Consider the following 22,010-nt stretch of genomic DNA (forward strand, 5'->3'; position numbering starts at 1 on the left):
GGTCCACCGCCGGGCCGGAAGAAGAGGAGAGGCATGGCGTCACCAGCCGTCACCCAGACCGTTCGGCCGCTCGACGGGCTGCGCTTCACCGCCTCCGGACCGACCGCGCTCGCGGGTCCGGTGGCCGGGCACCTGAGGCTGCTGGGAGCCGTCGCGGACCCGGGGCAGGCCACGGGGGATGACGCGGGCGCGGCCCGCATCACCTTGACCGACTCCGGCCCCGGCCCCGACTCCGGCCCCGGCTCCGGCCCCGGCTCCGAAGCCAGCGCCATCGTCGCCTGGTCGTCGGGCCCCTCCGACCCCACGGGCGCTCCCGTTACCGACGAGGCGACCGCGCAGGCCGCCACCGGGATCATGGCCGTCCACGGCCGCCGCGACGGCCTGCCGCGCGGCCTCGCCGTCGACTACGCCGTCACCGCGACGGCCGTCCTCACCACGCAGGCGCTGCTCGCAGGCCTGCTGGCCCAAGCCAGGGGCGGCCCGGCCGCCTCCGCCCACGCCCGCACCTACGTGGACCGAGCCGGTCTGCTGGTCGTGTCCCAGTACCTCGCCGCGAGCGGCGCCGACGAGGGCGAAGCCGCCGAACTCGCGCCGGGCGGGCCCCCCTTCACCGCGGCCGACGGCACCCTCTTCGAGCTGGAGACCCTGGACCCGGGTGCCTGGGCCGGGTTCTGGCGCGCCCTGGACGCCCCCGCCGACGCGATGCGGGCCGGCTGGCGGCCCTTCCAGTTCCGGTACGCCACCGCGTGCGCCCCGTTCCCCGAGGCGCTGCACGCCACCACCCGCGCCCACGGCTGGCAGCGCATCCGGGACGCGGCTTCGGCCTCGGGGGCCGAGGTCTGCCGGCTGCGGAGCCTGGCCGAGCGGGCCGCCGAGGACGACGGGGCCGTCCCCTGGACCCTGGCCCCGTACGGCCCCGCCGGCCCCGCTGGCCCCGGCCGTCACGCGTCGAAGGCGGCGCCCCCCGCCGCGGGCCCGCTCTCGGGGATGACGGTGCTGGAGGCCGGCCGCCGGGTACAGGCGCCGCTCGCCGCACATCTGCTGGGGCTGCTCGGCGCCGAGGTCGTGCGGATCGAGCCGCCCGGCGGCGACCCGTTGCGCGGTATGCCGCCGGCCTGCTCGGGGGTTTCCGCCCGCTGGCTGGCGCTGAACCGGGGCAAGCGCGCCGTGGAGATCGACATCAAGTCCCCCGGGGACCGGCTCCGGTTGCGGGAGCTGGCGGCAGGAGCCGACGTGTTCCTGCACAACTGGGCTCCGGGGAAGGCGGCCGAGCTCGGGCTGGACTCCGTAGACCTCGCGCGGGCGAACCCCGCGCTCGTGTACGCGTACACCGGTGGCTGGGGCACGGGCAGGATCGCCGATGCCCCGATGGGCACCGACTTCATGGTCCAGGCCCGCACCGGCGTCGGCGAAGCCGCCCGGCCCGAGGGCGAGGTGCCCGCGCCGTCGCTGATGACCCTGCTCGACGTGATGGGCGGGCTGCTCGGAGCCGAGGCCGTCCTCGCGGGGCTGCTGCTGCGCGAACGCACCGGACTGGGGGTCCGCGTCGACTCCTCGCTGCTCGGTGCCTCCGACCTGCTGGTCGCCCCGGCCCTGCGCCGCGCCCGGAGCGGGGAGCGCATCCGCCGGCCCGCCGGGTTCCGTACGCCCCTGCGCACCGCCGACGGCTGGATCGCCCCCGCGGACGCGGACGCCGCGGCCTGTGCGCGGGCCGCCACCGCCCGCGGCCTCGCCGGGCTGTCCACCGTGGACGCCGTACGGGCGCTGCGCGCGCACGGCCTGCGCGCGACCGCCGTCACCACCGACCTGGCCGACCTGCACCACGACCCGCGCTTCGCCGGCTCGATCAGCCGGGACGCGCACGGTGCCCCCGCCGTTCCCGACCCCTGGAGCTTCGTATGACCGTCGCACTGCACGATCTACTGCCCGTGGACCTCCGCCGGTCGTGGGTCGTGGACGGCACCTGTCCCGACCTCGATCTCTACAGCCTCTTCCGGGCCCGCCAGATCGCCGATCTGCACCGCACCGCGATCATCGACGCCAAGGGCAAGCTCTGTTACACCGCGCTCGACCGCAAGGTGCGATGTCTGGCCACCGGCCTCGCGGACCTCGGCGTACGGCCGGGCGACGTGGTCGGTGTCCAGCTGCCCAGCGGGCGCGACGCGGTCATCGCCGACCTCGCCCTGGCCGCGCTCGGAGCGGTGGCCCTGCCCTTCCCCGTGGGCCGGGGCGGCCAGGAGGCCCGCTGCCTGCTGCGCCGCGCCGAGGCCGTGGCGGTCATCGCCGCCGTGGAGCACCGGGGCAGCCACCACGCCGCCGAACTGCGCGACCTGCTCTCCGAGCTGCCCGCGCTGCGCCATGTCATCGCCGCCGGACCGGCGGGTACAGCACCTGAAGGAACGATTCAGCTCTCGATGCTGCTCCGCTCCGACCCGGCAGCCTTCGTCCCCGCCCGCCCCGACCCCGACAGCGCCGCCCGCATCCTGGTGTCGTCCGGTTCGGAGGCGGAGCCGAAGATGATCGCCTACTCCCACAACGCGCTCGCCGGCGGCCGCGGCAACTTCCTCGCCTCGCTGATGCCCGACGGTACGCCGCCCCGCTGCCTGTTCCTCGTCCCGCTCGCCTCCGCCTTCGGCTCCAGCGGCACCGCGGTGACCCTCGCCCGGCACGGCGGAACCCTGATCGTCCTCGACCACTTCACCCCGGAGGCGGCCCTCGCGGCGGTGCGCGAACACCGCCCCACCCACGTCCTGGGGGTGCCGACGATGATCCGCATGATGCTCGACCGGCTGGAGGCGGAGGCGGCGGAGGCCGAAGCGGCGGGCTCCGGGGCCGTTCCGCCGCTGCCCGCGCCCGTCGCCGTGGTCCTCGGCGGCGCGCCCCTCGACGAGACCACGGCCGAGAGCGCGAGCCGCGCCTTCGGCTGCCCGGTGGTCAACCTCTACGGCTCGGCCGACGGAGTCAACTGCCACACCGGGCTCACCGCGGTGACCGACGGTCCGGGTGCCGGCGCGGGCATCGCCGCCGGACGTCCCGACCCCCGGGTCGCCGACATCCGCATCGCCGACACCGAGACGCACGAACCGCTCCCGGACGGGCAGGTCGGGGAGATCATCGCGCGCGGCCCCATGACCCCCATGTGCTACGTCGCCTCACCCGATCTGGACGCCCGCTACCGCACCCCCGGGGGCTGGGTCCGCACCGGGGACCTCGGTCTCATCGACGAGGGCGGGGTCCTGCACGTCGTCGGCCGCCTCAAGGACGTCGTCATCCGCGGGGGCGCCAACATCAGCCCCGCCGAGGTCGAACGGGTGCTGTCCTCCCACGATCGGGTCCGCGACGTCGTCTGCGTGGGAGTGCCGGACGAGCTGATGGGCGAGCGCCTCGCCGCCTGCGTCGTCCCGCGCGGCGGAGGCCTGCCCCTCACCCTCGACTCGCTGGGCGCACACCTCACGCGGCACAGCCTCGAACGGCGCAAGCACCCGGAGCGCCTGCTGGTGTTGACGGAGCTGCCGCTGACCCCGGCCGGCAAACCCGACCGCGCGGCCCTGCGCGCGAGGCTGGCGGGCTCCGGAGCGGGTGCCGCCCCGGATACCGGACCCGACACCGTGGCCGCCGGCACCGCGGCCGCGGTGTCCGCAGTGGGCGCGGTGTCCGCAGTGGGCGCGGCGGGCGCGTAACCGAGGGCGGGGCGGGCCCGAAGTGGCCCGCCCCGCCCGCTTTCCGCTCAGCCGGCCCTGCTCAGCCCGCCCCGGCCGGCCCATGCCCGGCCGGGGCGCTCGCAGTTATCCAGCCTTCCCCATGGCCTTCTTCAGCTCTGCCCCCGCGTTGCGGTAGACCGGCAGCAGATCGAGGTCGGCGCCCGGGTAGTTGACGATCTCCACCTGTCGTGCGCCCGAGTCGGGCAGCACCGTCCCGGTCGACATGTGCGCGTTGTCCAGCACCAGAGCCGGCTTCTTCCCGGACAGCTCGGCCAGCTGCGCCGGGGTGACCGCTTCGGGGCCGAACGTACCGACCGTGGTGGCGCCCGCCAGCTTCGCGGACCAGGTGGAGAACACCTGGCTCACGACCGCCGGGCTCTTCCCGCCGGGCCAGGCGGCCTGAACGTCCTTGGCGACCTTGCCGTACTCGGTGTCGAAGGCCGCCGTCCACTTCGCCGCGGCCTCCTGGGTGCCGAACAGCTTGCCCAGCCGGGCGACTTCGGCCTTGACCTTGTCGGCGTCGTTGTCGAGGGCGACCTCCACCAGCTCGGCCTTCGAACCGGCGGCCTCCTTGATCTTCGCGGCGTACGGCTCGAACGGCGCGTACAGCACGAAGTCCGCCGCGGCGACGGCGGCGAGGTCGGAGGGCTTGGGGTCGTAGTCCGGAGCGTGGTGCACGGACTGCGGCACGATCACCTTGACGTCCTGCGCGCCTGCGGCCTTCGCGAAGGCACCCTCCCAGGTGGTCGTCACCACCACGACGGGCTTGCCCCCCTCGGCGGGGGTGGCACCGCCGGCGGCCCCCGCTTCGTCGGTGCTGCCGCAGCCGGTCGCCAGGGCGGCCAGTGCCGAAGTCAGTGTGAGGAGGAGGGTGTTGCGGGCAGTGCTGCGGACGCGGGTTCGCGACGCCATGAGCTGATTCTCCGTTCGGGTACGAGGTGCACCGCGAGGACGAGTGCCCCCGCGGTCAGGACGAGGACCGGACCGGGGGGCCAGTCCAGCCGAAGTGCGATGAGGAAGCCGGTCAGGTTCACGAAGACGCCGATCGCCACGGCCCATCCGGTGATCGACTTCAGTGAGGTGCCCAGCCGGCGCGCGGCCAGCGCGGGCAGCAGGGTCAGGGCGTCGACCAGCAGGGCGCCCGTGAGTTTGATGGCCCCGGCGACCGCGACCGCGACGAGCACCAGCAGCACCGCGGTCAGCGCCCGCACCGGCACGCCCGAACACTGGGCGAGCTCACGGTCGTACAGCAGCAGTGCCACATCGCGCCGCCGCCACCAGAACAGCCCGGGTACGAGGACGGCCAGTGCCCCGAGCACCACCAGATCGGCGGTCCCGACGGACAGGATCGACCCCCACAGCAGGGCGAAGGCGCCGGAGGCGTTCACCCCGGAGACCGCCAGGACCAGGAGCGCGGCGGCGATCGCGAGGCTCATCAGCAGCCCCATCGCCCCCGACAGCCCGTCCGGCGTCCGGGCCAGCGGCGCGACACCGGCCCCGGCGAGGGCGCAGGCGACCAGCGCGCACAGCATGGGGTCGAGTCCCGTGAGCAGTCCGACGGCGATGCCCAGCAGCGCGACGTGCATCATCGCGAAGCGCACCGGCATGATGTCCAGCCCGACGATGACCACCCCGATCACGGGCAGCCCGACGGCGGCCAGCAGCAGGGCGAAACCCGCCCGCTGTACGGGGACCAGTTGCAGCAGGGTGCCGAGGTCGGCGCCGGCCGCCAGGGTGGCGCTCACCGGACCTCCCGCAGCCGGCCCGCGGCCATCTCCAGTACCCGGTCGCAGCGTTCCGCGAGGGCCCGGTCGTGCGTGACGACGACAAGTGTCACGGGCAGCGCGGCCAGGACGTCGGCGGCCTCGTCCTGCCCGGCGAAGTCCAGGGCGGCGGTCGGCTCGTCGGCGAGCAGCACTCCGGCCCCAGCGGCCACGCATCCGATGGCCCGGGCCAGGTACATCCGCTGCAGCTGGCCTCCGGACAGGGTGTGCAGGGCCCGCCCGGTCAGCGGTGCCACGCCCAGCCGCTCGGCGGCCTCGGCGGCCGCCCGGGGGTCCCCGCTGCTGGCGAGGAGCTCACGGCCCAGGAGCGGGAACCGTCCGGCGGCGGGCTTCTGCGGGATCCACGCGCAGGCCCGGCGCCGCCAGGCCGCGTCGGCGTCGCGGCCGCCGACCAGGATCTTGCCGCTGACCTGGGGGTGCAGCCCGAGCACGGCGCGCAGCAGGGTGGTCTTGCCCGATCCGTTGGTCCCGGTCAGGGCGACGCGTTCACCGGCCGCGATCTCCAGGTCCACGCCGACGACGGCCTCGACCCGGCCGTGCCGGCACGCCACCCCCTCCATCCGCACGTCCAGCCCGCCCATCCCACGCCCTTCCGCTGTCACCGGTCCCGTCCCCACCCGGTGTTAGTCGGGGGGCGGGAGCCTCCAGTTCCAGCGATCGGCTACGAGGTCCGTTCGGTTCACAACTCCCGGGCGGGCCAGTCGAGCAGCCGGGCTCCGATCACTGCCGTCTGCAGGGCGTAGCGCTGCACCGGGTCGGCCGTACTGGTGCCGGTGAGCTGCTGGATGCGTTCCAGGCGGTAGGTGAAGGCCCGCACGCTCAGGTTCAGCCGGCGCGCGGCCTGCGCCGCGTTGCAGCCGGAATCGAAGTACGCCGCGAGGGTGTCGAGCAGCACCTGCGCTCCGCCCCGGGCCTTCTGGAGCGGTCCCAGCGCACTGAGGACGAGGTCGGCCATGGCCTGCCGGTCCCGGGTGAGGACGGGGAAGACGAGCAGGTCGGCGGCGCGCAGCAGCGGGGCGTCGAGGTTCATGCGCCCGGCGAGGCCGAGGGCGTTCAGTGCCTCCTCGTACGAGTGGACCACGCCTCCCGCTCCGGGGTGCGCGCGGCCGATCGCGACCTGGGCGTCCCGGGTCGCCGCGCGGGCCTGCTCGGCGAAGTGCACGAGGACGTCGTCCTGGTCCCCCGGCGCGACGCACAGGAGCCGCCCGTCCTTGGCCGTGAGCAGGATCCGCCGGTTCCCGAACCGTCCGGCGAGGGCGCGTTCCACGCTCCGCATGGCGGGATGGGCGTCGTCGTAGGCCTGCGGACCGCTCGCGACCGCCACCGCGTGGGTGTGGGAGAGCAACAGCCCGAAGCGTTCGGCGCGCTCGGCGAGGTGTCCGGGGTCGCGGCGGCCCTGGAGCAGGTCGTCGATGAACTCCCGCCGCGCGGCCTCCTCCTGGCGTACGGCCAGGAGCTGTGCGCGCTCGTGGCCTTCGGCGAGCGCGTCGACGACCTGCTCGACGGTGGCCAGGACGCGGTCCAGGGAGGTGGGGGAGAGTCCGGGGCAGGCCGTGCGGGTCGTGACCAGGTGCGCACGCACCAGGTCGCGCAGGGAGTAACCGGCCTCGGCGGCCCGTTCTCCCACGGCGCGGCGCGACTCCAGTTCGCCGCGGGTGAGCCGGCGCCCGGTCGCGCACACCTCGGCCAGGATCGGCAGGTACCCGTCGAGACACTCCTCGGGTATCTCACGGACTGCCATGGTTCCTCCGGGTTCCTGACGGTCGCTCAGCGGACTGCTTCCGTACTCTCGACGCGCGAGCGTCAAGGGTTGCAGACCGCCACGACGGGCCGTCACCCGGCGTCAGGAACCCGCGTCAGGCGCCGGCGGGGGATCACTCCGAGGCGGGCAGCCCCGTCGTCGCGTCGGTGCGGGCCGTCCCGACCTGCTCGGCGTCGTACCCCTGGGCCTGGCGCAGATCGGTGCCGCGCAGGTCGGTGTCCCGGAGGCGCGCACCGGAGAGCACGGTGCCGTCGAAGCCCGCCCCGCGCAGGTTGGCCCTGCTGAGCACGGCCTTCGTGAGGATCGAGCCGGTCAGGTCGGCCCCGGGGAGCCAGGCGTTCTCCAGGTCGACACCGCGCAGATCGGCGTGGCTGAGGTCGCAGTCGGCCAGGCGGGCGCGGCCGAACCGGGCGTTGGTGAGGTCGGCACCCCGGAGGTTGGTGCGGCGGAGGTCCAGCCGGGAGGGCTCGTCCCGTACGGGGCGTCTGCCCAGCACGGTGAGGGCGGCCTGCACTTCCTCGTCGACGGGCCGGGATCCCGGTGCGCCGCCTTCCGGCAGGCGCGCGTGCTGCCGTACGAACCCGGCGAGCACCGCGACGACCGTCGTGTGGTCCTTCGCCGAGTCGCGCATGATCCGTTCGAGGCTGTAGATGCCGCCGAGGCGCTGGGTCGGGTGGTCGCCGCTCAGCAGCTTGATGGCCTCGACGTAGCGGTCCGTCACCTGACCTTCGCGCGTGAGCTCGGCCTGCTCCCGGTCCCGGGCGCGCGTGTGCTGCAGGGAGTGGTGCGTGTAGTACAGGCCCAGGCAGGCTATGACCCCGGCCCCGATGGCGACCAGGGTGGTCCGGAACCCGGTGACGATCACACCGTCGGCCGGCTGGAGGTTCTGCGTCCGCAGATGACCGCCGTCGATCATCCACGGCCCCCGCCACATCAGCATGAGGTACCCGGCCGAGACGAGAAGGAGGGCAGCCGCCCGAAGGGTGCGCTTCATGCGCGGATTCATGTCCACGCCCACACGCCCCGAAGCACGCCCACGCCGAGGCACGCCGCGGAGCCGGCCGCCCAAACACCAAAAGGGGCCTGATCCACTAAGTGGATCAGGCCCCTACCTGGTCTTACGAAGTCGGGGTGGCGGGATTTGAACCCACGACCTCTTCGTCCCGAACGAAGCGCGCTGCCAAGCTGCGCTACACCCCGATGTCCACCCCTGCAGCGCTTGCTGCCCTGGCGACATCGATTACTCTAGCGGACCCTCGGCCGGAGACGAAATCCGGTTTTCGCGTGGCGGGCGGTAGCGGTCCGCCAGGACCAGGGCGAGGCCGAGGGCGTAGAAGGCGGCGCCCAGGACCAGTGCGTTCAGTGCGACCCGGGCGTAGCCGTACTGGGCGGCGTCGATGAAGGGGTACGTGTAGCGGGACGGGACGTCGGGGGAGAGGAGGGCGCCGCGGGCCAGGGCGAAGGCCACGTAGAGCAGCGGGTACGCCAGCCACTGCGCGGCGTAGCGCGGATGCAGGGTGCGGGGGGTGGTCAGGAGGAGGAAGTCCAGGACGGCGCCGATGGGGGTGACCGTGTGGAGGAGCTGGTTGGCGACGGCCTTCGCTCCGGACAGTTCGGCCAGGTCCTCGACCACGTTGAACGGGCTCGACGGGTTGGCCAGGACCAGGTGGAAGACCAGCCCGGTGATCAGGATGAAGAGGAGGACGCCGCCCCGCCAGAGGGGTGCCACGTCCGGTTCGCGCCGGTGGGCGCGGACCGCCGAGAGCGCGAAGACGACCGCGACCAGGATGTTCGTCCAGATCGTGAAGAAGCTCAGGACGACGGGCACACTGCCGTACGCGCACTCGATGACGAGGCCGGTGAGGGCCGCGGCCGCGATCAGCGCGCGGAAGGCGACGGTCGGGAGGCGGAGCGCGGCGGGTGTGATCATCCTGTCAACGTACTCGGCGGACGGGCTCGCGTTAGGCCTTCGGAATCAGTGTCAGCAGTGTCGCCTCGGGCGGGCACGCGAACCGCACCGGGGTGAAGCGGTTGGTGCCGCAGCCCGCCGACACGTGGAGGTACGCGCGCTGCCCCTCCGCCTCGTGGGTCGAGAGGCCCTTGACGCGCTTCGTGTCCAGGTCGCAGTTGGTGACGAGCGCCCCGTAGAAGGGGATGCACAGCTGCCCGCCGTGCGTGTGCCCGGCCAGGATCAGCGGGTAGCGGTCGGCGGTGAAGGATTCCAGGACGCGCAGGTACGGGGCGTGGACGACGGCCATCGAGAAGTCCGCGTCCGTGTCCGGCCCGCCCGCGACCTTCGTGTACCGGTCGCGCTTGATGTGCGGGTCGTCCAGGCCGGTGAAGGCCAGCTCCAGCCCGTCGAGCTTGAGCCGGCCCCGGGTGTTGGTGAGGTTCAGCCAGCCCGCCGCGTCGAAGGCGTCCCGCATTCCCTCCCACGGGTTGTGGACGGCGCCGACGACCGGCGCGTTGCCGTTCAGCCCGTGCCGGCCCTGGGTCTTCTCGATCAGGTAGCGCCCGGGGTTGCGCATCCGGGGGCCGTAGTAGTCGTTCGAGCCGAAGACGTACACACCGGGGAAGGACATCAGGGGGCCGAGCGCGTCGAGGACCTCGGGCACGCCCTCGGTGTCGGAGAGGTTGTCGCCCGTGTTCACGACGAGGTCGGGGCGCAGCCCGGCCAGGGACTGCAGCCAGGCGCGCTTCTTGCGCTGACCGCCGACCATGTGGATGTCCGAGACCTGCAGGACGCGCAGTGGGCGCATCCCCTGCGGGAGCACGGGCACCGTGACCCGGCGCAGGCGGAAGGACCGCGCTTCGAAACCGGCGGCATAGGCCAGGCCGGCGGCCCCAGCCGCGGCGATCCCGGCGGTGACCTTCAGGGGTACTCCGTAACGCGCACGCATGTCCTCATGTTCGCAGACCTGGGCCCGTGGATCGCCGTTCGGTCACCGGATGGTCGAATACAAGCCATTCCGGCGCGATGTGGTTCTCCGTGGTCCGTGCGGGTGGGCCGCATTGCCGCAGCTCAACGACAGCAGGGTGGTCGGTGGGGTGGGAGTGAATGGATGGGTTCCGGTCAGGCGATGTGGATGTGGCGGAAAATCACTTGATCACACGTTCGGTTGGGGACCTAAGGTGAACCGGATTTCAGCCAGGCAACACGGATCTTTGGGGGAAGCGTGAAGCAAGCAGTTTCCAGGACGGCGTCAGTCATCGGCACGATTCTGGCCGCCCTCGTACTCGGACTCACCATGGCGACGTCCGCCGCGGCCGCCGGGTGCACGGGCTTCGGCTGCGACGGCCACGACCCGAACATCCAGAGCTGGCAGGAGGGGCCGAACACCACCTACGGCCCGGACGGGGTCGGCAGCAGCTTCACCCTCGAACTGCGCTGGGGCAAGACCGACGGTGACCAGTACAGCTGGGGCCGGCTCCGCTTCCCCAACGCCTCGGGCGCGGAGAACTGGAAGGTCTCCGTCGACCGTTGTCCCAAGAGCGGCGGCTCCCCCTGCGCCTGGGGCCTCGGCGTGCGCTACGGCTACGCCAGCGGTTGGTCCGCGGCGTCCGGTGCGAACTACACGGCGACCCGTACGCCGATGTACTACAACCCGTCGACCCACATGATGCGCGCCTGCGCCACCAACCCGTCGGGCGACCAGTACTGCACCGCCTGGTACTAGGCCGGACGGCAGGGCGCCAGTCGGACAGTACGGCGGAAGGCCGGACAGTACGGCGGAGGGCCGGACAGTACGGCGGAAGGCCGGACAGTACGGCGGAGGGGCCGGGTGCGTCGCACCCGGCCCCTCCGCCGTACCCCCGTCGTGCTCAGCCCGTGAGGAGCCGCTTCACCACGGCCGCCACCCGGCCGCCCTCGGCGAGCCCGGCGACCTTCGGGTTGACGATCTTCATCACGGCGCCCATGGCCCGCGGACCCTCGGCCCCGGCCGCCTTCGCCTCTTCGACGGCCTGGGCCACGATCGCGGTGAGCTCGTCGTCGCTCAGTTGCTTGGGCAGGTACGCGTCGAGGAGTTCACCCTCCGCGACCTCCCGCTCGGCCTGCTCGGTCCGGCCGCCCTGGGCGAAGGCCTCCGCGGCCTCGCGGCGCTTCTTCGCCTCCTTGGCGATCACCTTGAGGACTTCCTCGTCCGAGAGCTGGCGGGCCTCCTTGCCGGCCACCTCCTCCCGGGTCACCGCGGTCAGGGTGAGACGGAGGGTCGAGGCACGCAGTTCGTCGCGTGCCCGGATCGCGGAGGTGAGGTCTTCCTGCAGCTTGGCCTTGAGCGTTGTCATGCGTCCTTCTTAACGTTCGGGTGCGAACACGGTCAACGCGATATCGCCGCGGACGGGCCGCGGGGCCCCGGTACGGACGGGCCGCGAGCCCCGCGTACAGACGGGCCGCGGGGCCCGCCTACTAGCGGGCGTCGCCGCCGCCGATGATCCCCGGCGGGAAGGTGACCCCGCCCAGCGGATCGGCCGCGCCGCCACCGGTGGCCCCGCCCGTGGCACCGGCGGCAGTCTGCCCGCCGGCCCGCCCGTCACCGGGCTTGTCGTTGCCGGGCTTCCCGTTCCCGGGCCTGTTCGGCTTCCCGTTCCCATTCCCGTTCCCGTTCCCGGGCCTGGTCGGGGTGGTGCTGGGCCGGGAGCCGCCGGACGGAACGGTCGGCTCCGGGATGCCGACCGTGATGAAGGAGGGGGCCTCGCGGCCGGACAGCGCGCCCGTGATCGCGTCCTTCCAGATCGGGCCGGGCAGGCCACCGCCGAAGACCTTCGGGTAGTACTGGCCGCCGATGGTGATGTCCTCCATGGAGACCTTCTTGGCGCCGCCGGAGCCGACCCACACCGCGCCGGACATGTTCGGCGTGTAGCCGACGAACCAGGCGTTGAGCCGGCCGTCGGTGGTACCCGTCTTGCCCGCGCTGTCGCGGCTGGTCAGCCCGGCCCGCTCACCGGTACCGGAGTCGACCACGCCGCGCAGCAGGGTGTTGATGGTGTCGGCCGTCGTCTCGGACATCGCGCGGTCGCACTTGGACTTCGGCACGGTGAGCGCCTTGCCGTGCGAGTCGGTGATCGACTCGATGGCGACCGGCGTGCAGTACACGCCCCGGTTGGCGAAGGCGGCGTACGCGTTCGCCATCGTCAGCGGGGAGAACTCGGCGGAACCGAGGGCGATCGAGGGCGCCTCGGGCACCTTCACGCCGCTGCCCTGGACGACGCCGAGCTTCTGGGTCATCTCGGTGACCGGGCAGAGCCCGATCTCGCTGATCATCTCGACGAAGTAGGTGTTGATCGACTTCTCCATCGCGGTCTTCAGCGCGTAGGGGCCGACCTCGTCCTCGGTCTCGTTCTTGGCGCGGGCGAGCTTGTGGTCACTGCCCGGCAGGTTGAGCCAGTTCGTCCCGTCGCACTTCTGCACCGGGCTCGGGTAGTCCATCGAGTTCGGCGACTGGTACACCTGCGTCGGGAGCATGCCGCGCTCCAGGGCCGCCGCCGCGATGAACGGCTTGAACGTCGAGCCGACCTGGAAGCCGTAGGCCGATCCGCCCATCTTCTTGTCGACGGAGAAGTTGATCTGGGTCTCGTTCTTCCCGAAGCCGTACGGCATCGACTGGCCCATGGCCAGCACCCGGCCCGTGCCGGGCTGGACCACGGTCATGGCGGACGCGACCTTGTCGTCCGCGTTCACGTGGTCCTTGATGGACTCGTTGGCGGCGTCCTGGGACTGCGGGTCCAGGGTCGTGCGGACGGTCAGGCCGCCCTGGTTCCAGACCTTCGCCCGCTCCTCGCGCGTCTTGCCGAAGGCGGTGTCGTCCAGGAAGGTGTTGCGGACGAAGTCGCAGAAGAAGCCCGCGCCCTTGACGGCGGTGATGCAGCCGTTCTTCGGCTTGGTCACCTTCAGCTGGACCGGCTTGGCCTTCGCCGCGTCGGCCTCCGCCTGCGAGACGTCCTTCGTGTCTGCCATGCGCTGGAGGACGATGTTGCGGCGCTTCGTCGCTTCCTGCGCGTCGTTCACCGGGTCGAACCGGCTCGGGGACTGGACCACGCCCGCCAGCAGCGCGGATTCCTCCAGGGTCAGGTCCTTGGCCGGCTTGCTGAAGTACCGCTGGGCCGCGGACTCGATTCCGTACGCCTGCTGGCCGAAGTACGTGATGTTGAGGTAGTTCTCGAGGATCTTCTTCTTCCCGAGCTCCTCCTCGACCTGGATCGAGTACTTCAGCTCGCGGATCTTCCGCCCGAGGCTCTTCTCCTGGGCCTCGCGCACCTTCGTCTCGTCGTCGCCGGCCTCTTCGACGAAGACGTTCTTCACGTACTGCTGCGTCAGCGTCGAGGCGCCCTGCGCGGCGCCGCCCTCCTGGGCGTTGCGGTTGACCGCGCGCAGGATGCCCTTGAGGTCGACCGCGCCGTGCTCGTAGAAACGCGAGTCCTCGATCGCGACGATCGCCTTCTGCATGTACGGGGAGATGGCCGTGATCGGGACCACCTGCCGGTCCCGTGAATAGACCGTGGCGATCAAGCCACCCTCGGAGTCCAGAATCGTCGTGCGCTGACTCAGCGGCGGCGTCTTGAGATTGGCCGGGATCTCATCGAACCCCTCGACCGTTCCCTTGGCCGCGAGACCCAGGGCGCCTGCGCCCGGGATCGCGATGCCCGCCAGTACAACTCCGGAGAGAACGGACACACCGAGGAACTTGGCGGCCTGCTGTGGCCCCGTGAGCCCGCCGCCCGAGCGCTTCTTTCCCATAGGGGGCAGCCTACGTTCTCATTCGCCGGACACACGCGAATGCCTTGGCCTAAGCTGTCCCCAACTGTCACAGCAGTGCGGTGGGACATCAACCCCTCGGCTTGTTTTTCACCCTTCCCGAATGGGGTGGACGCATGTCCGAATCTCGCCTGCTGGGATCACCTCGGCCCGCCGATTTCACCCAAATCGCCGGAATGGTCGGGCATGTCGCAGGATCACTCCGTCGGGTGATCTGCCGCTTACCCATAGTCCGTTCGGACCATTCAAGATTGGGCCCGTCGGGGGTGTTGCACTGTGCTCGCCTTCCGTAACGTCCTCAACTGGCAGCGGTGAATATGCCGCTACCGCCGTGGGGGAGCCTCGATTCGGGAGAGGACGGCGCCGGGATGGGCTGGGTTACCGACTGGAGTGCGCAGGCAGCCTGCCGCACTACCGATCCGGATGAACTGTTCGTTCAAGGAGCGGCACAGAACAGGGCCAAGGCGGTGTGCACCGGATGTCCGGTGCGGACCGAATGCCTGGCCGACGCGCTCGACAATCGTGTCGAGTTCGGAGTATGGGGCGGAATGACCGAGCGGGAACGACGTGCGCTGCTGCGCCGGCGTCCCACCGTCACCTCGTGGCGGCGCTTGCTCGAAACCGCCCGCACGGAGTACGAGCGCAGTACGGGCATCCTCACCATGGATGTTGACGCAGAGAGCGACGTTCCGTACGAGACGTACGCGGCAGCCGGGTAGACCACCCGGGCGCCCCGTCGTACGAACGCCTACGCTCCGGCCGGAACCCCGGCCGCGAGTCGCTCTCCGATGGCCCGCAGCCCGGCGAGGTCATGCACATCGCCGGGCAGGGCGGCCACTTCGGCCACCGCCACCTCGGGGTGAAGCGAGGTGAAGCGGTCACGCGTGCGCTGTTCGCGCGCGATGACCTGCATGCGCTCCGCGTGCAGGCGCAGCAGTCCTGCCGTGATCTCGTCCACGTCGGCGTCCAGGACGTCGGCGTACAGGGCGTCGTTCTTCATGGCGTCGTTCGTCACGGCGTCGTTCTTCATGCCGTCGGTCCCTACGGCGTCGCTCTCTCGCCCGGTGCGGGCATCCGGGTCGGTGGCGCTGCGGGTGGCGCTGTCGGTGTCGGCATCGGCATCGGTGGAGTCACGAAGTCCAGCTTTCCCGGACTCCTGATCGACAATGCCGCCCTCCTCAAGATTCTCCGCGGCGGCCAACGCCCGCTCGGCCGAAAGCTGGTCGGCACCGCTGCCGTGCACCCGGTTCAGTACGAGCCCGGCCAGCGGCATCCGCTCCGCGGCCAGCCGCTCCACGAAGTACGCCGCCTCGCGCAGCGCGTCCGGTTCGGGCGCGGAGACCACGAGGAACGCCGTACCGGGGGCCTGGAGGAGCTGAAAGGTCGCGTCCGCGCGGGTGCGGAAACCGCCGAACATGGTGTCCATGGCGGCCACGAACGTCTGCACGTCCTTCAGCAGCGAGGCACCCATCAGCTTGCTGAGCGTGCCCGTCATCATCGACATGCCGACATTGAGGAACTTCATCCCCGCCCGGCCGCCCACCTTCGCCGGAGCCATCAGCACCCGGATGAACTTCCCGTCCAGGAAGGACCCGAGGCGCCCCGGGGCGTCCAGGAAGTCCAGCGCGGACCGGCTCGGCGGAGTGTCCACGATGATCAGGTCCCAGTCGTCCCGGGCCCGCAGCTGCCCCAGCTTCTCCATCGCCATGTACTCCTGCGTGCCCGCGAAGCCGGCCGACAGGGACTGGTAGAAGGGATTGGCGAGGATGGCCTGCGCCCGCTCGGGATCGGAGTGACCCTCGACGATCTCGTCGAAGGTCCGCTTCATGTCGAGCATCATGGCGTGCAGTTCGCCGCCGTCCGCGCCTCCCACGCCCTTCACCCTGCGGGGGGTGTTGTCGAGCGAGTCGATCCCCATCGACTGGGCCAGCCTGCGCGCCGGGTCGATGGTCAGGACGACCACCTTGCGCCCGCGTTCGGCCGCCCGTACCCCGAGCGCCGCCGCGGTCGTCGTCTTGCCGACCCCACCCGCCCCGCAGCACACCACGATCCGGGTCTGCGGATCGTCCAGCAGCCGGTCCACGGCCAGCCGCGGGGGCGCGTCCATCGTCGTGTCCGTAGGGGTGGCCCTGCTCATTCCTCGCCCACCTGCTTCCGCAGTTCCGCGGCGAGCCCGTAGAGCCCGGCCAGGTCCATCCCCGCGCCGAGCAGGGGAAGTTCGTACGTCGGCACGTGCAGCTCCCGCAGGACGGCCCGCTGGGTGCGCTCCAGCTCCACCCGGCTCGCGTGCTCCGCGGCCTGCGCGAGCAGCGGGTCCACCAGCCGCTCGGCCAGCCCGCCGCGCCGGGCGCTGCCCAGACCCGCCCGGGACAGTGCCCTGGAGACCTCGGAGCGCAGCTCGCCGGAGGCGGCGCGCAGGGCGTCCTCGTCGAGGTGGTGCGGGCGGACCATGTTGACCACGACCCGCCCCACCGGCAGGCCCGCCCCCTCCAGCTCGGCGATGCCGTCGGCGGTCTCCTGCACGGGCATCTCCTCCAGCAGGGTGACCAGGTGCACGGCGGTCTCGGGGGACTTGAGCACCTTCATGACGGCCTGCGCCTGGTTGTGGATCGGCCCGAACCGGGCCAGGCCGGCCACCTCGTCGTTGACGTTCAGGAAGCGGGTGATCCGCCCGGTCGGCGGAGCGTCCATGATCACGTGGTCGTAGACGTACCGCCCGGCCTTGTCCTTGCGCCGCACCGCCTCACAGGCCTTGCCCGTCAGGAGCACGTCACGCAGCCCCGGCGCGATGGTCGTCGCGAAGTCGATGGCGCCCAGCTTCTTGAGGGCGCGGCCGGCCGAGCCGAGCTTGTAGAACATCTGGAGGTAGTCGAGCAGCGCCCGCTCGGCGTCGATGGCGAGCGCGAACACCTCGCCGCCGCCCGAGGCGACCGCGATCTTCCGCTCCTCGTAGGGGAGCGCCTCCGCCCCGAAGACCTGCGCGAGACCCTGCCTGCCCTCGACCTCCACCAGAAGTGTCCGCCTGCCCTCGCGTGCGAGGGCGAGCGCGAGTGCGGCGGCGACCGTGGTCTTGCCGGTGCCACCCTTGCCGCTGACCACCTGGAGCCTGCTCACAGAGCCCGAGCCTAATTCCTCCGGGGTGGTGGCGGTGGTGGCGGGTGCCCCTGTGGCAGGCACTACGCTCGCCTCCATGACCAAGAAGTTCGAATACGCGACCGTCCCGCTGCTGGTCCACGCCACCAAGCAGATCCTGGACACCTGGGGCGAGGACGGCTGGGAGCTCGTCCAGGTCGTACCCGGGCCGAACAACCCCGAGCAGCTCGTGGCCTACCTGAAGCGGGAGAAGTCGGCATGAGCGGAGTCGTCGAGGCGAGCCTGGCAGAGTTGGGCCTGACCCTGCCCGAGGTGGTCCCGCCGCTGGCCACGTACCAGCCGGCCGTGCGCTCGGGCGCGTACGTGTACACCGCGGGCCAGCTCCCGATGGTCGCGGGCAAGCTGCCGGTCACCGGCAAGGTCGGCGCCGAGGTCTCGGCGGAGCAGGCCAAGGAACTGGCCGCGACGTGCGCGCTCAACGCGCTGGCCGCGGTGAAGTCCGTCGTCGGCGACCTCGACAGGATCGCGCGTGTCGTGAAGGTCGTCGGTTTCGTGGCCTCGGCCCCCGATTTCACGGGCCAGCCGGGCGTGTTGAACGGTGCGAGCGAGCTGCTGGGCAAGGTCCTCGGCGAGAAGGGCGTCCACGCCCGCAGCGCGGTCGGCGTGGCGGTCCTCCCGCTGGACGCCCCGGTCGAGGTCGAGATCCAGGTCGAGCTGGTCCCCGGAGCCTGACCTGTCCGTGCGCCCCGGCGGGGCCGGACCGCCCAGGGCGGTCCGGCCCCGCCGGCATGTCAGAACAGGGGTCGGGGCGGGGTCGGGGCGCGGTCTTGGGAGGCCGGGCGCCGGTGGGCCCTCGAACATCGGGCCGGATGGCCGTAGCATCCCGCCATGCCGAATGGTCAGTACGGTCAACAAGAGCCCTCCGCCGGAGGCCAGTGGTACCCGCCGGAGTGGCCCGACCGCATCCGCGCGCTCGCGGACGGTTCGCTCACCCCGGTGGAGCCCAGGCGTGCGGCCACCGTGATGCTGCTGCGCGACACCCCCGCCGGTCCCGCCGTGCACATGCTGCGCCGCCGGGCCGAGATGGCCTTCGCCGGAGGCGCGTACGCGTACCCCGGGGGTGGTGTGGACCCGCGCGACGAGGACCACCTCATCGGCTGGGCCGGCCCCGACCGCCGCGAGTGGGCCGAGCGGATGGGCACCGACCCCGCCACCGCCCAGGCGATCGTCTGCGGAGCCGTCCGGGAGACCTTCGAGGAGGCCGGGGTCCTGCTCGCGGGCGAGTCCGCGGACACCGTCGTCGGCGACACCACCGGCGAGGAGTGGGAGGCGGCCCGCGCGGCTCTGGTCGCCCGTGAGCTGTCCTTCGCCGAGTTCCTCGACCGGCGGGGCCTGGTCCTGCGTTCCGACCTGCTCGGGGCGTGGGCCCGCTGGATCACCCCGGAGTTCGAGCCGCGCCGGTACGACACCTGGTTCTTCGTCGCGGCCCTCCCCGAAGGCCAGCGCACCCGCAACGCCTCCACCGAGGCGGACCGCACGGTGTGGATCCGCCCCGCCGACGCCGCCGCCGGGTACGACAAGGGCGAGCTGCTGATGATGCCGCCCACCATCACGACCCTGCGCTCCCTGGAGCCGTACGCGAGCCCGGCCGAGGCCCTCGCGGCGGCCGCCGCGCAGGACCTGACGCCGGTCCTCGCGCAGGCCACCCTCACGGACGGCGAGCTCGTGCTGAGTTGGCCGGGCCACGACGAGTTCACCAAGCGCGTCCGCGTCGCGAGCCCCGGAGGAGCCCCCGCATGACCGATGCCGCCGCCCTGCCCGGACAGCCCCGCGGAATGGTCGTCTCCGGGCCGGCCACCGCCCGCGCGGTGAACATCCTGGCCCCGAACGCCTCAGCGATGACCCTCGACGGCACCAACACCTGGCTCGTCTCCGAGCCCGGCTCGGACCTGGCGGTCGTCATCGACCCGGGCCCGCTGGACGACGTACACCTGCGGGCGGTCATCCAGAGGGCCGAGGAGGCCGGCAAGCGGGTCGGGCTCACCCTCCTCACCCACGGCCACCCCGACCACGCGGAGGGCGCGGCCCGCTTCGCCGAGCTGACCCGTACGAAGGTCCGCGCGCTCGACCCGGCCCTGCGGCTCGGCGACGAGGGCCTGGCCCCGGGGGACGTCATCCGCACCGGCGGCCTGGAACTGCGCGTGGTCCCGACGCCCGGCCACACCTCGGACTCGCTCTGCTTCCACCTGCCGGCCGACGGCGCGATCCTGACCGGCGACACGATCCTGGGGCGCGGTACCACCGTCGTCGCGCACCCCGACGGGCGCCTGGGGGACTATCTGGACTCCCTGCGCCGCCTGCGCTCACTGACGGTGGACGACGGGGTCCGCACGGTGCTCCCGGGCCACGGGCCGGTGCTGGACGACGCGCAGGGCGCGGTCGAGTTCTACCTCGCCCACCGGGCCCACCGCCTGGCACAGGTCGAGACGGCGGTCGAGAACGGACTGAGCACCCCCGAGGCGGTCGTCGCGCACGTCTACGCGGACGTGGACCGCTCGCTGTGGCCGGCCGCGGAGTGGTCCGTACGCGCGCAACTGGAGTACCTGCGGGACCACGGCCTGATCCCCGGCACCCCCGACTGACGGGGGCCACAGCGGCCACGAGGGGGACAGCGCGGGGACTCGCCGCAGTTCGAGCCCGGCACTTTCGGGAGTCAGTCGAGGATGGCGTCAAGCTCCACTTCAACGAGCCATTCGGGATCGATGAAGCGTGAGACCTCAACGAAAGTGCAGGCCGGACGGACCGACGCGAACCGCTCTCCGTGCGCTTGCGCGGCTTCCTTCCAACGAGTCACGTCGGTGAGCATGATGCGGGTCCGCACGACGTCCTCCAACGACGCCCCCGCTGCCTTCAGCGCGGCGTCTGCGATGTCCAGACACCTGACAGTCTGGGCATAGACGTCGCCTTGTCCCACGGTCGTCCCGTCGTCCCCGATGGGAGCAGTCCCCGCGACCGCGACGTACGCCCCTTTGCGAATTGCCCGAGAAAAGCCGATTTGGGGTTCGAAGGGCGAACCGGAACTGATCATCCGCCGAACATGATCCATTGCTCCATGATCCCAGATCACTGCACTTTCGCCACATGGCCTAGGCCTCCGCGCGGGGCCCCTTCCGCCCGTGCCGGGCCGTGTACTCGTCCGCGAGCCACGGTCCGAGGTCCTCCGTGTACGCCCGCAGGACGGCCGGGTCCGCCACCGGGTCCAGCGCGGCGGCGGCCGCGGCCCGCATCTGGTCGGCGCGCTCGGGGTAGTACCGCGCGAAGATCTCCGCGGATTCGCCGAGGTCGCTGGTCCAGCCGCCCCAGCGGGGCATGACGAGCGTGAACCCGGTCCGCACCAGGTGCCGCGAGATCCCCTGGCACAACCTGCGGTACTCCTCCGGGGTGGCCGCCTCCTGGATCCTGGCCCGCACCTTGGGCAGCAGTTCGGCGAGGTCGCCGTTGGTCTCGCGGGCGAGCAGGCCGTCCGGGCGGTAGCGGGGCAGGTGCTCGGCCAGATCGGCGCCGAGCAGCGGCGTGCACAGGCAGGCGAGGAACCAGCCCAGGTCGTAACGTTCCTGCTCGCTCAGCAGCCGGTCCTTGCCGTACAGCAGGACGCCGACCCCGTCGATCCGGTCGAACTCCTCGTCGAGGGCGCGCGCCAGTACCTCGGTGGTGTCGCGGTCCTCGGCGGAGGGCTCGTGGTGCAGGGCGATCAGCAGGTCGAGGTCGGACCGGCCGGGCCGGGCGGTCCCGCGTGGCACGGACCCGTACAGGTAGGCGCTTTGCAGCCGTGGCCCGTAGGCCTCCGCGATCCGCTCGCGGGCGGCGGTGACGAGCCCCCTGAACCCCGCCTGCACCTTCCCCAGCGCGCCCTCACGCTCGAAGTACCCGTACGAGTCGAGGCCTTTGTGCTCCATGGGTCCACTGTGCCCTTACCTCGGCCGGGCGTCTCTGGCCGAAACGCCGGGCAGATCCAGTGCCGCCGGCGTTCCAGGCGCGGGGCATGGGGCGGAGCCCCGGCAGCGGACCCGCACCCGGAAACGCGAAGGGGCCCTGCCACCGGGGCAGGCCCCCCTCACAACACGGCTACCGGCGTCAGCGCGACCGCTTCGCCAGCCGCTCCACGTCCAGCAGGATCACCGCGCGGGCCTCCAGGCGGAGCCAGCCGCGGCCCGCGAAGTCGGCCAGAGCCTTGTTCACGGTCTCGCGCGACGCGCCGACGAGCTGGGCCAGCTCCTCCTGCGTGAGGTCGTGCACGACGTGGATGCCCTCCTCCGACTGCACGCCGAAGCGGCGCGACAGGTCGAGGAGCGCGCGGGCCACACGGCCCGGAACGTCGGAGAAGACCAGGTCGGACATCTGGTCGTTGGTCTTGCGCAGGCGCCTCGCGACGGCGCGCAGCAGCGCGGTCGCCACCTCGGGCCGGGCGTTCAGCCAGGGCTGGAGGTCTCCGTGACCCAGACCCAGCAGTTTGACCTCGGTCAGCGCGGTGGCGGTGGCGGTGCGCGGGCCCGGGTCGAACAGCGACAGCTCGCCGATCAGCTCTCCGGGGCCGAGGACGGCCAGCATGTTCTCTCGGCCGTCGGGGGAGGTGCGGTGCAGCTTCACCTTGCCCTCGGTGACGACATACAGCCGGTCACCGGGGTCGCCCTCGTGGAACAGGGCGTCACCACGTGCGAGGGTCACCTCGCCCATGGAGGCGCGGAGCTCCGCGGCCTGCTCGTCATCGAGCGCCGCGAAGAGCGGGGCACGCCGCAGTACGTCGTCCACGAGTCTCTCTCCTATGTCGACCAGCCGGGGGATCGCTCCCCCATTTTGCCGGACGGCTCAAACAGTGCGATCAATCACGTTCATCACAAGGATGCCGGACGTACGGG

At 72.1% G+C, this 22,010-nt stretch carries 22 protein-coding genes and 1 tRNA gene; 8 read left to right on the top strand and 15 right to left on the bottom strand.

Annotated features, from left to right (window positions below; all coding sequences use genetic code 11):
* Positions 1–33: 33 nt before the first annotated feature.
* Positions 34–1,902, top strand: coding sequence for a CoA transferase (locus tag OG389_RS20980; RefSeq protein WP_328300004.1), 1,869 nt, complete (start codon positions 34–36; stop codon positions 1,900–1,902).
* Entirely contained in the window at positions 1,899–3,680 is a 1,782-nt protein-coding gene (locus OG389_RS20985; RefSeq protein ID WP_328300005.1) for a class I adenylate-forming enzyme family protein, read from the top strand. Before OG389_RS20980 ends, OG389_RS20985 begins: the two co-directional genes overlap by 4 nt.
* Before the next feature lie 105 nt (positions 3,681–3,785).
* Here OG389_RS20985 and OG389_RS20990 read toward each other — a convergent pair whose 3' ends face one another.
* The 8 genes from OG389_RS20990 to OG389_RS21025 all read right to left on the bottom strand — a co-directional run bounded on the left by OG389_RS20990 (position 3,786) and on the right by OG389_RS21025 (position 10,147).
* Positions 3,786–4,613, bottom strand: coding sequence for an ABC transporter substrate-binding protein (locus OG389_RS20990; RefSeq protein ID WP_328300006.1), 828 nt, complete (start codon positions 4,611–4,613; stop codon positions 3,786–3,788).
* Positions 4,556–5,446: a metal ABC transporter permease gene (locus tag OG389_RS20995; RefSeq protein WP_328300007.1), complete on the bottom strand. Its 891-nt coding sequence runs from the start codon at positions 5,444–5,446 to the stop codon at positions 4,556–4,558. The genes OG389_RS20990 and OG389_RS20995 overlap by 58 nt, the downstream gene beginning before the upstream one ends.
* Complete coding sequence (locus OG389_RS21000) at positions 5,443–6,066, bottom strand: metal ABC transporter ATP-binding protein (protein ID WP_328300008.1); 624 nt, start codon at positions 6,064–6,066, stop codon at positions 5,443–5,445. The genes OG389_RS20995 and OG389_RS21000 overlap by 4 nt, the downstream gene beginning before the upstream one ends.
* A 98-nt stretch (positions 6,067–6,164) precedes the next feature.
* Positions 6,165–7,226, bottom strand: a complete 1,062-nt coding sequence (locus OG389_RS21005; RefSeq protein WP_328300009.1) for a PucR family transcriptional regulator — start codon at positions 7,224–7,226, stop codon at positions 6,165–6,167.
* A 133-nt stretch (positions 7,227–7,359) separates the two neighbouring features.
* On the bottom strand, positions 7,360–8,241 hold the full coding sequence (locus OG389_RS21010; RefSeq protein ID WP_328300010.1) for a pentapeptide repeat-containing protein: 882 nt from the start codon (positions 8,239–8,241) through the stop codon (positions 7,360–7,362).
* 132 nt (positions 8,242–8,373) lie between these two features.
* Positions 8,374–8,447, bottom strand: a tRNA-Pro gene (locus tag OG389_RS21015).
* Positions 8,448–8,487: 40 nt separating this feature from the next.
* Entirely contained in the window at positions 8,488–9,177 is a 690-nt protein-coding gene (locus OG389_RS21020; RefSeq protein WP_328300011.1) for a Pr6Pr family membrane protein, read from the bottom strand.
* Between the two features lie 31 nt (positions 9,178–9,208).
* Positions 9,209–10,147: a metallophosphoesterase gene (locus tag OG389_RS21025; protein WP_328300012.1), complete on the bottom strand. Its 939-nt coding sequence runs from the start codon at positions 10,145–10,147 to the stop codon at positions 9,209–9,211.
* 276 nt (positions 10,148–10,423) lie between these two features.
* Here OG389_RS21025 and OG389_RS21030 point away from each other — a divergent pair, with 276 nt between their 5' ends.
* Positions 10,424–10,924 (top strand): hypothetical protein, encoded by a 501-nt coding sequence (locus tag OG389_RS21030; protein ID WP_328300013.1) that lies wholly within the window; start codon positions 10,424–10,426, stop codon positions 10,922–10,924.
* Positions 10,925–11,069: 145 nt separating this feature from the next.
* Here the strand turns inward: OG389_RS21030 and OG389_RS21035 are convergent, their stop codons facing one another.
* On the bottom strand, positions 11,070–11,534 hold the full coding sequence (locus tag OG389_RS21035; RefSeq protein ID WP_328300014.1) for a GatB/YqeY domain-containing protein: 465 nt from the start codon (positions 11,532–11,534) through the stop codon (positions 11,070–11,072).
* A gap of 121 nt (positions 11,535–11,655) precedes the next feature.
* On the bottom strand, positions 11,656–13,983 hold the full coding sequence (locus OG389_RS21040) for a transglycosylase domain-containing protein (protein WP_328300015.1): 2,328 nt from the start codon (positions 13,981–13,983) through the stop codon (positions 11,656–11,658).
* A gap of 386 nt (positions 13,984–14,369) precedes the next feature.
* Between OG389_RS21040 and OG389_RS21045 the strand changes: the two genes are divergently transcribed.
* Positions 14,370–14,720, top strand: coding sequence for a WhiB family transcriptional regulator (locus OG389_RS21045; protein ID WP_328300016.1), 351 nt, complete (start codon positions 14,370–14,372; stop codon positions 14,718–14,720).
* A gap of 29 nt (positions 14,721–14,749) precedes the next feature.
* Here OG389_RS21045 and OG389_RS21050 read toward each other — a convergent pair whose 3' ends face one another.
* Positions 14,750–16,138, bottom strand: a complete 1,389-nt coding sequence (locus tag OG389_RS21050; protein ID WP_328300017.1) for an ArsA family ATPase — start codon at positions 16,136–16,138, stop codon at positions 14,750–14,752.
* Positions 16,135–17,115: an ArsA family ATPase gene (locus OG389_RS21055; protein WP_328300018.1), complete on the bottom strand. Its 981-nt coding sequence runs from the start codon at positions 17,113–17,115 to the stop codon at positions 16,135–16,137. Before OG389_RS21055 ends, OG389_RS21050 begins: the two co-directional genes overlap by 4 nt.
* Positions 17,116–17,191: 76 nt before the next feature.
* Here OG389_RS21055 and OG389_RS21060 point away from each other — a divergent pair, with 76 nt between their 5' ends.
* From OG389_RS21060 to OG389_RS21075, 4 genes are all read left to right on the top strand, one after another.
* Positions 17,192–17,356: a DUF4177 domain-containing protein gene (locus tag OG389_RS21060; RefSeq protein ID WP_107089134.1), complete on the top strand. Its 165-nt coding sequence runs from the start codon at positions 17,192–17,194 to the stop codon at positions 17,354–17,356.
* Positions 17,353–17,826, top strand: a complete 474-nt coding sequence (locus OG389_RS21065; protein WP_328300019.1) for a RidA family protein — start codon at positions 17,353–17,355, stop codon at positions 17,824–17,826. The genes OG389_RS21060 and OG389_RS21065 overlap by 4 nt, the downstream gene beginning before the upstream one ends.
* 156 nt (positions 17,827–17,982) lie before the next feature.
* Positions 17,983–18,894 (top strand): NUDIX hydrolase, encoded by a 912-nt coding sequence (locus OG389_RS21070; protein WP_328300020.1) that lies wholly within the window; start codon positions 17,983–17,985, stop codon positions 18,892–18,894.
* Entirely contained in the window at positions 18,891–19,736 is an 846-nt protein-coding gene (locus OG389_RS21075) for an MBL fold metallo-hydrolase (protein ID WP_328300021.1), read from the top strand. Before OG389_RS21070 ends, OG389_RS21075 begins: the two co-directional genes overlap by 4 nt.
* Before the next feature lie 71 nt (positions 19,737–19,807).
* Here the strand turns inward: OG389_RS21075 and OG389_RS21080 are convergent, their stop codons facing one another.
* The 3 genes from OG389_RS21080 to OG389_RS21090 form a co-directional block, all read right to left on the bottom strand.
* Positions 19,808–20,182 carry a RidA family protein gene (locus OG389_RS21080; RefSeq protein WP_328300022.1) on the bottom strand — a complete coding sequence of 125 codons (375 nt, stop codon included), beginning with the start codon at positions 20,180–20,182 and terminating at the stop codon, positions 19,808–19,810.
* Between the two features lie 58 nt (positions 20,183–20,240).
* Positions 20,241–21,050 carry a nucleotidyltransferase domain-containing protein gene (locus OG389_RS21085; protein ID WP_328300023.1) on the bottom strand — a complete coding sequence of 270 codons (810 nt, stop codon included), beginning with the start codon at positions 21,048–21,050 and terminating at the stop codon, positions 20,241–20,243.
* Between the two features lie 178 nt (positions 21,051–21,228).
* A complete protein-coding gene (locus tag OG389_RS21090) occupies positions 21,229–21,903 on the bottom strand; it encodes a Crp/Fnr family transcriptional regulator (RefSeq protein WP_003981529.1) in 675 nt (224 codons plus the stop codon).
* Positions 21,904–22,010 lie beyond the last annotated feature (107 nt).

The sequence above is a fragment of the Streptomyces sp. NBC_00435 genome, from assembly GCF_036014235.1.
Taxonomy (GTDB): Bacteria; Actinomycetota; Actinomycetes; order Streptomycetales; family Streptomycetaceae; genus Streptomyces.

What these genes read in the sequence shown, in the direction of transcription:
- OG389_RS21035 (WP_328300014.1), bottom strand. Translation starts at nt 11,534, where the DNA reads ATGACAACGCTCAAGGCCAAGCTGCAGGAAGACCTCACCTCCGCGATC.
- OG389_RS21010 (WP_328300010.1), bottom strand. Translation starts at nt 8,241, where the DNA reads ATGAAGCGCACCCTTCGGGCGGCTGCCCTCCTTCTCGTCTCGGCCGGG.
- OG389_RS21050 (WP_328300017.1), bottom strand. Translation starts at nt 16,138, where the DNA reads ATGAGCAGGGCCACCCCTACGGACACGACGATGGACGCGCCCCCGCGG.
- OG389_RS21040 (WP_328300015.1), bottom strand. Translation starts at nt 13,983, where the DNA reads ATGGGAAAGAAGCGCTCGGGCGGCGGGCTCACGGGGCCACAGCAGGCC.
- OG389_RS20990 (WP_328300006.1), bottom strand. Translation starts at nt 4,613, where the DNA reads ATGGCGTCGCGAACCCGCGTCCGCAGCACTGCCCGCAACACCCTCCTC.
- OG389_RS21045 (WP_328300016.1), top strand. Translation starts at nt 14,370, where the DNA reads ATGGGCTGGGTTACCGACTGGAGTGCGCAGGCAGCCTGCCGCACTACC.
- OG389_RS21020 (WP_328300011.1), bottom strand. Translation starts at nt 9,177, where the DNA reads ATGATCACACCCGCCGCGCTCCGCCTCCCGACCGTCGCCTTCCGCGCG.
- OG389_RS21025 (WP_328300012.1), bottom strand. Translation starts at nt 10,147, where the DNA reads ATGCGTGCGCGTTACGGAGTACCCCTGAAGGTCACCGCCGGGATCGCC.
- OG389_RS21065 (WP_328300019.1), top strand. Translation starts at nt 17,353, where the DNA reads ATGAGCGGAGTCGTCGAGGCGAGCCTGGCAGAGTTGGGCCTGACCCTG.
- OG389_RS21085 (WP_328300023.1), bottom strand. Translation starts at nt 21,050, where the DNA reads ATGGAGCACAAAGGCCTCGACTCGTACGGGTACTTCGAGCGTGAGGGC.
- OG389_RS21000 (WP_328300008.1), bottom strand. Translation starts at nt 6,066, where the DNA reads ATGGGCGGGCTGGACGTGCGGATGGAGGGGGTGGCGTGCCGGCACGGC.
- OG389_RS21075 (WP_328300021.1), top strand. Translation starts at nt 18,891, where the DNA reads ATGACCGATGCCGCCGCCCTGCCCGGACAGCCCCGCGGAATGGTCGTC.
- OG389_RS21060 (WP_107089134.1), top strand. Translation starts at nt 17,192, where the DNA reads ATGACCAAGAAGTTCGAATACGCGACCGTCCCGCTGCTGGTCCACGCC.
- OG389_RS20985 (WP_328300005.1), top strand. Translation starts at nt 1,899, where the DNA reads ATGACCGTCGCACTGCACGATCTACTGCCCGTGGACCTCCGCCGGTCG.
- OG389_RS21005 (WP_328300009.1), bottom strand. Translation starts at nt 7,226, where the DNA reads ATGGCAGTCCGTGAGATACCCGAGGAGTGTCTCGACGGGTACCTGCCG.
- OG389_RS21080 (WP_328300022.1), bottom strand. Translation starts at nt 20,182, where the DNA reads ATGATCAGTTCCGGTTCGCCCTTCGAACCCCAAATCGGCTTTTCTCGG.
- OG389_RS21070 (WP_328300020.1), top strand. Translation starts at nt 17,983, where the DNA reads ATGCCGAATGGTCAGTACGGTCAACAAGAGCCCTCCGCCGGAGGCCAG.
- OG389_RS20980 (WP_328300004.1), top strand. Translation starts at nt 34, where the DNA reads ATGGCGTCACCAGCCGTCACCCAGACCGTTCGGCCGCTCGACGGGCTG.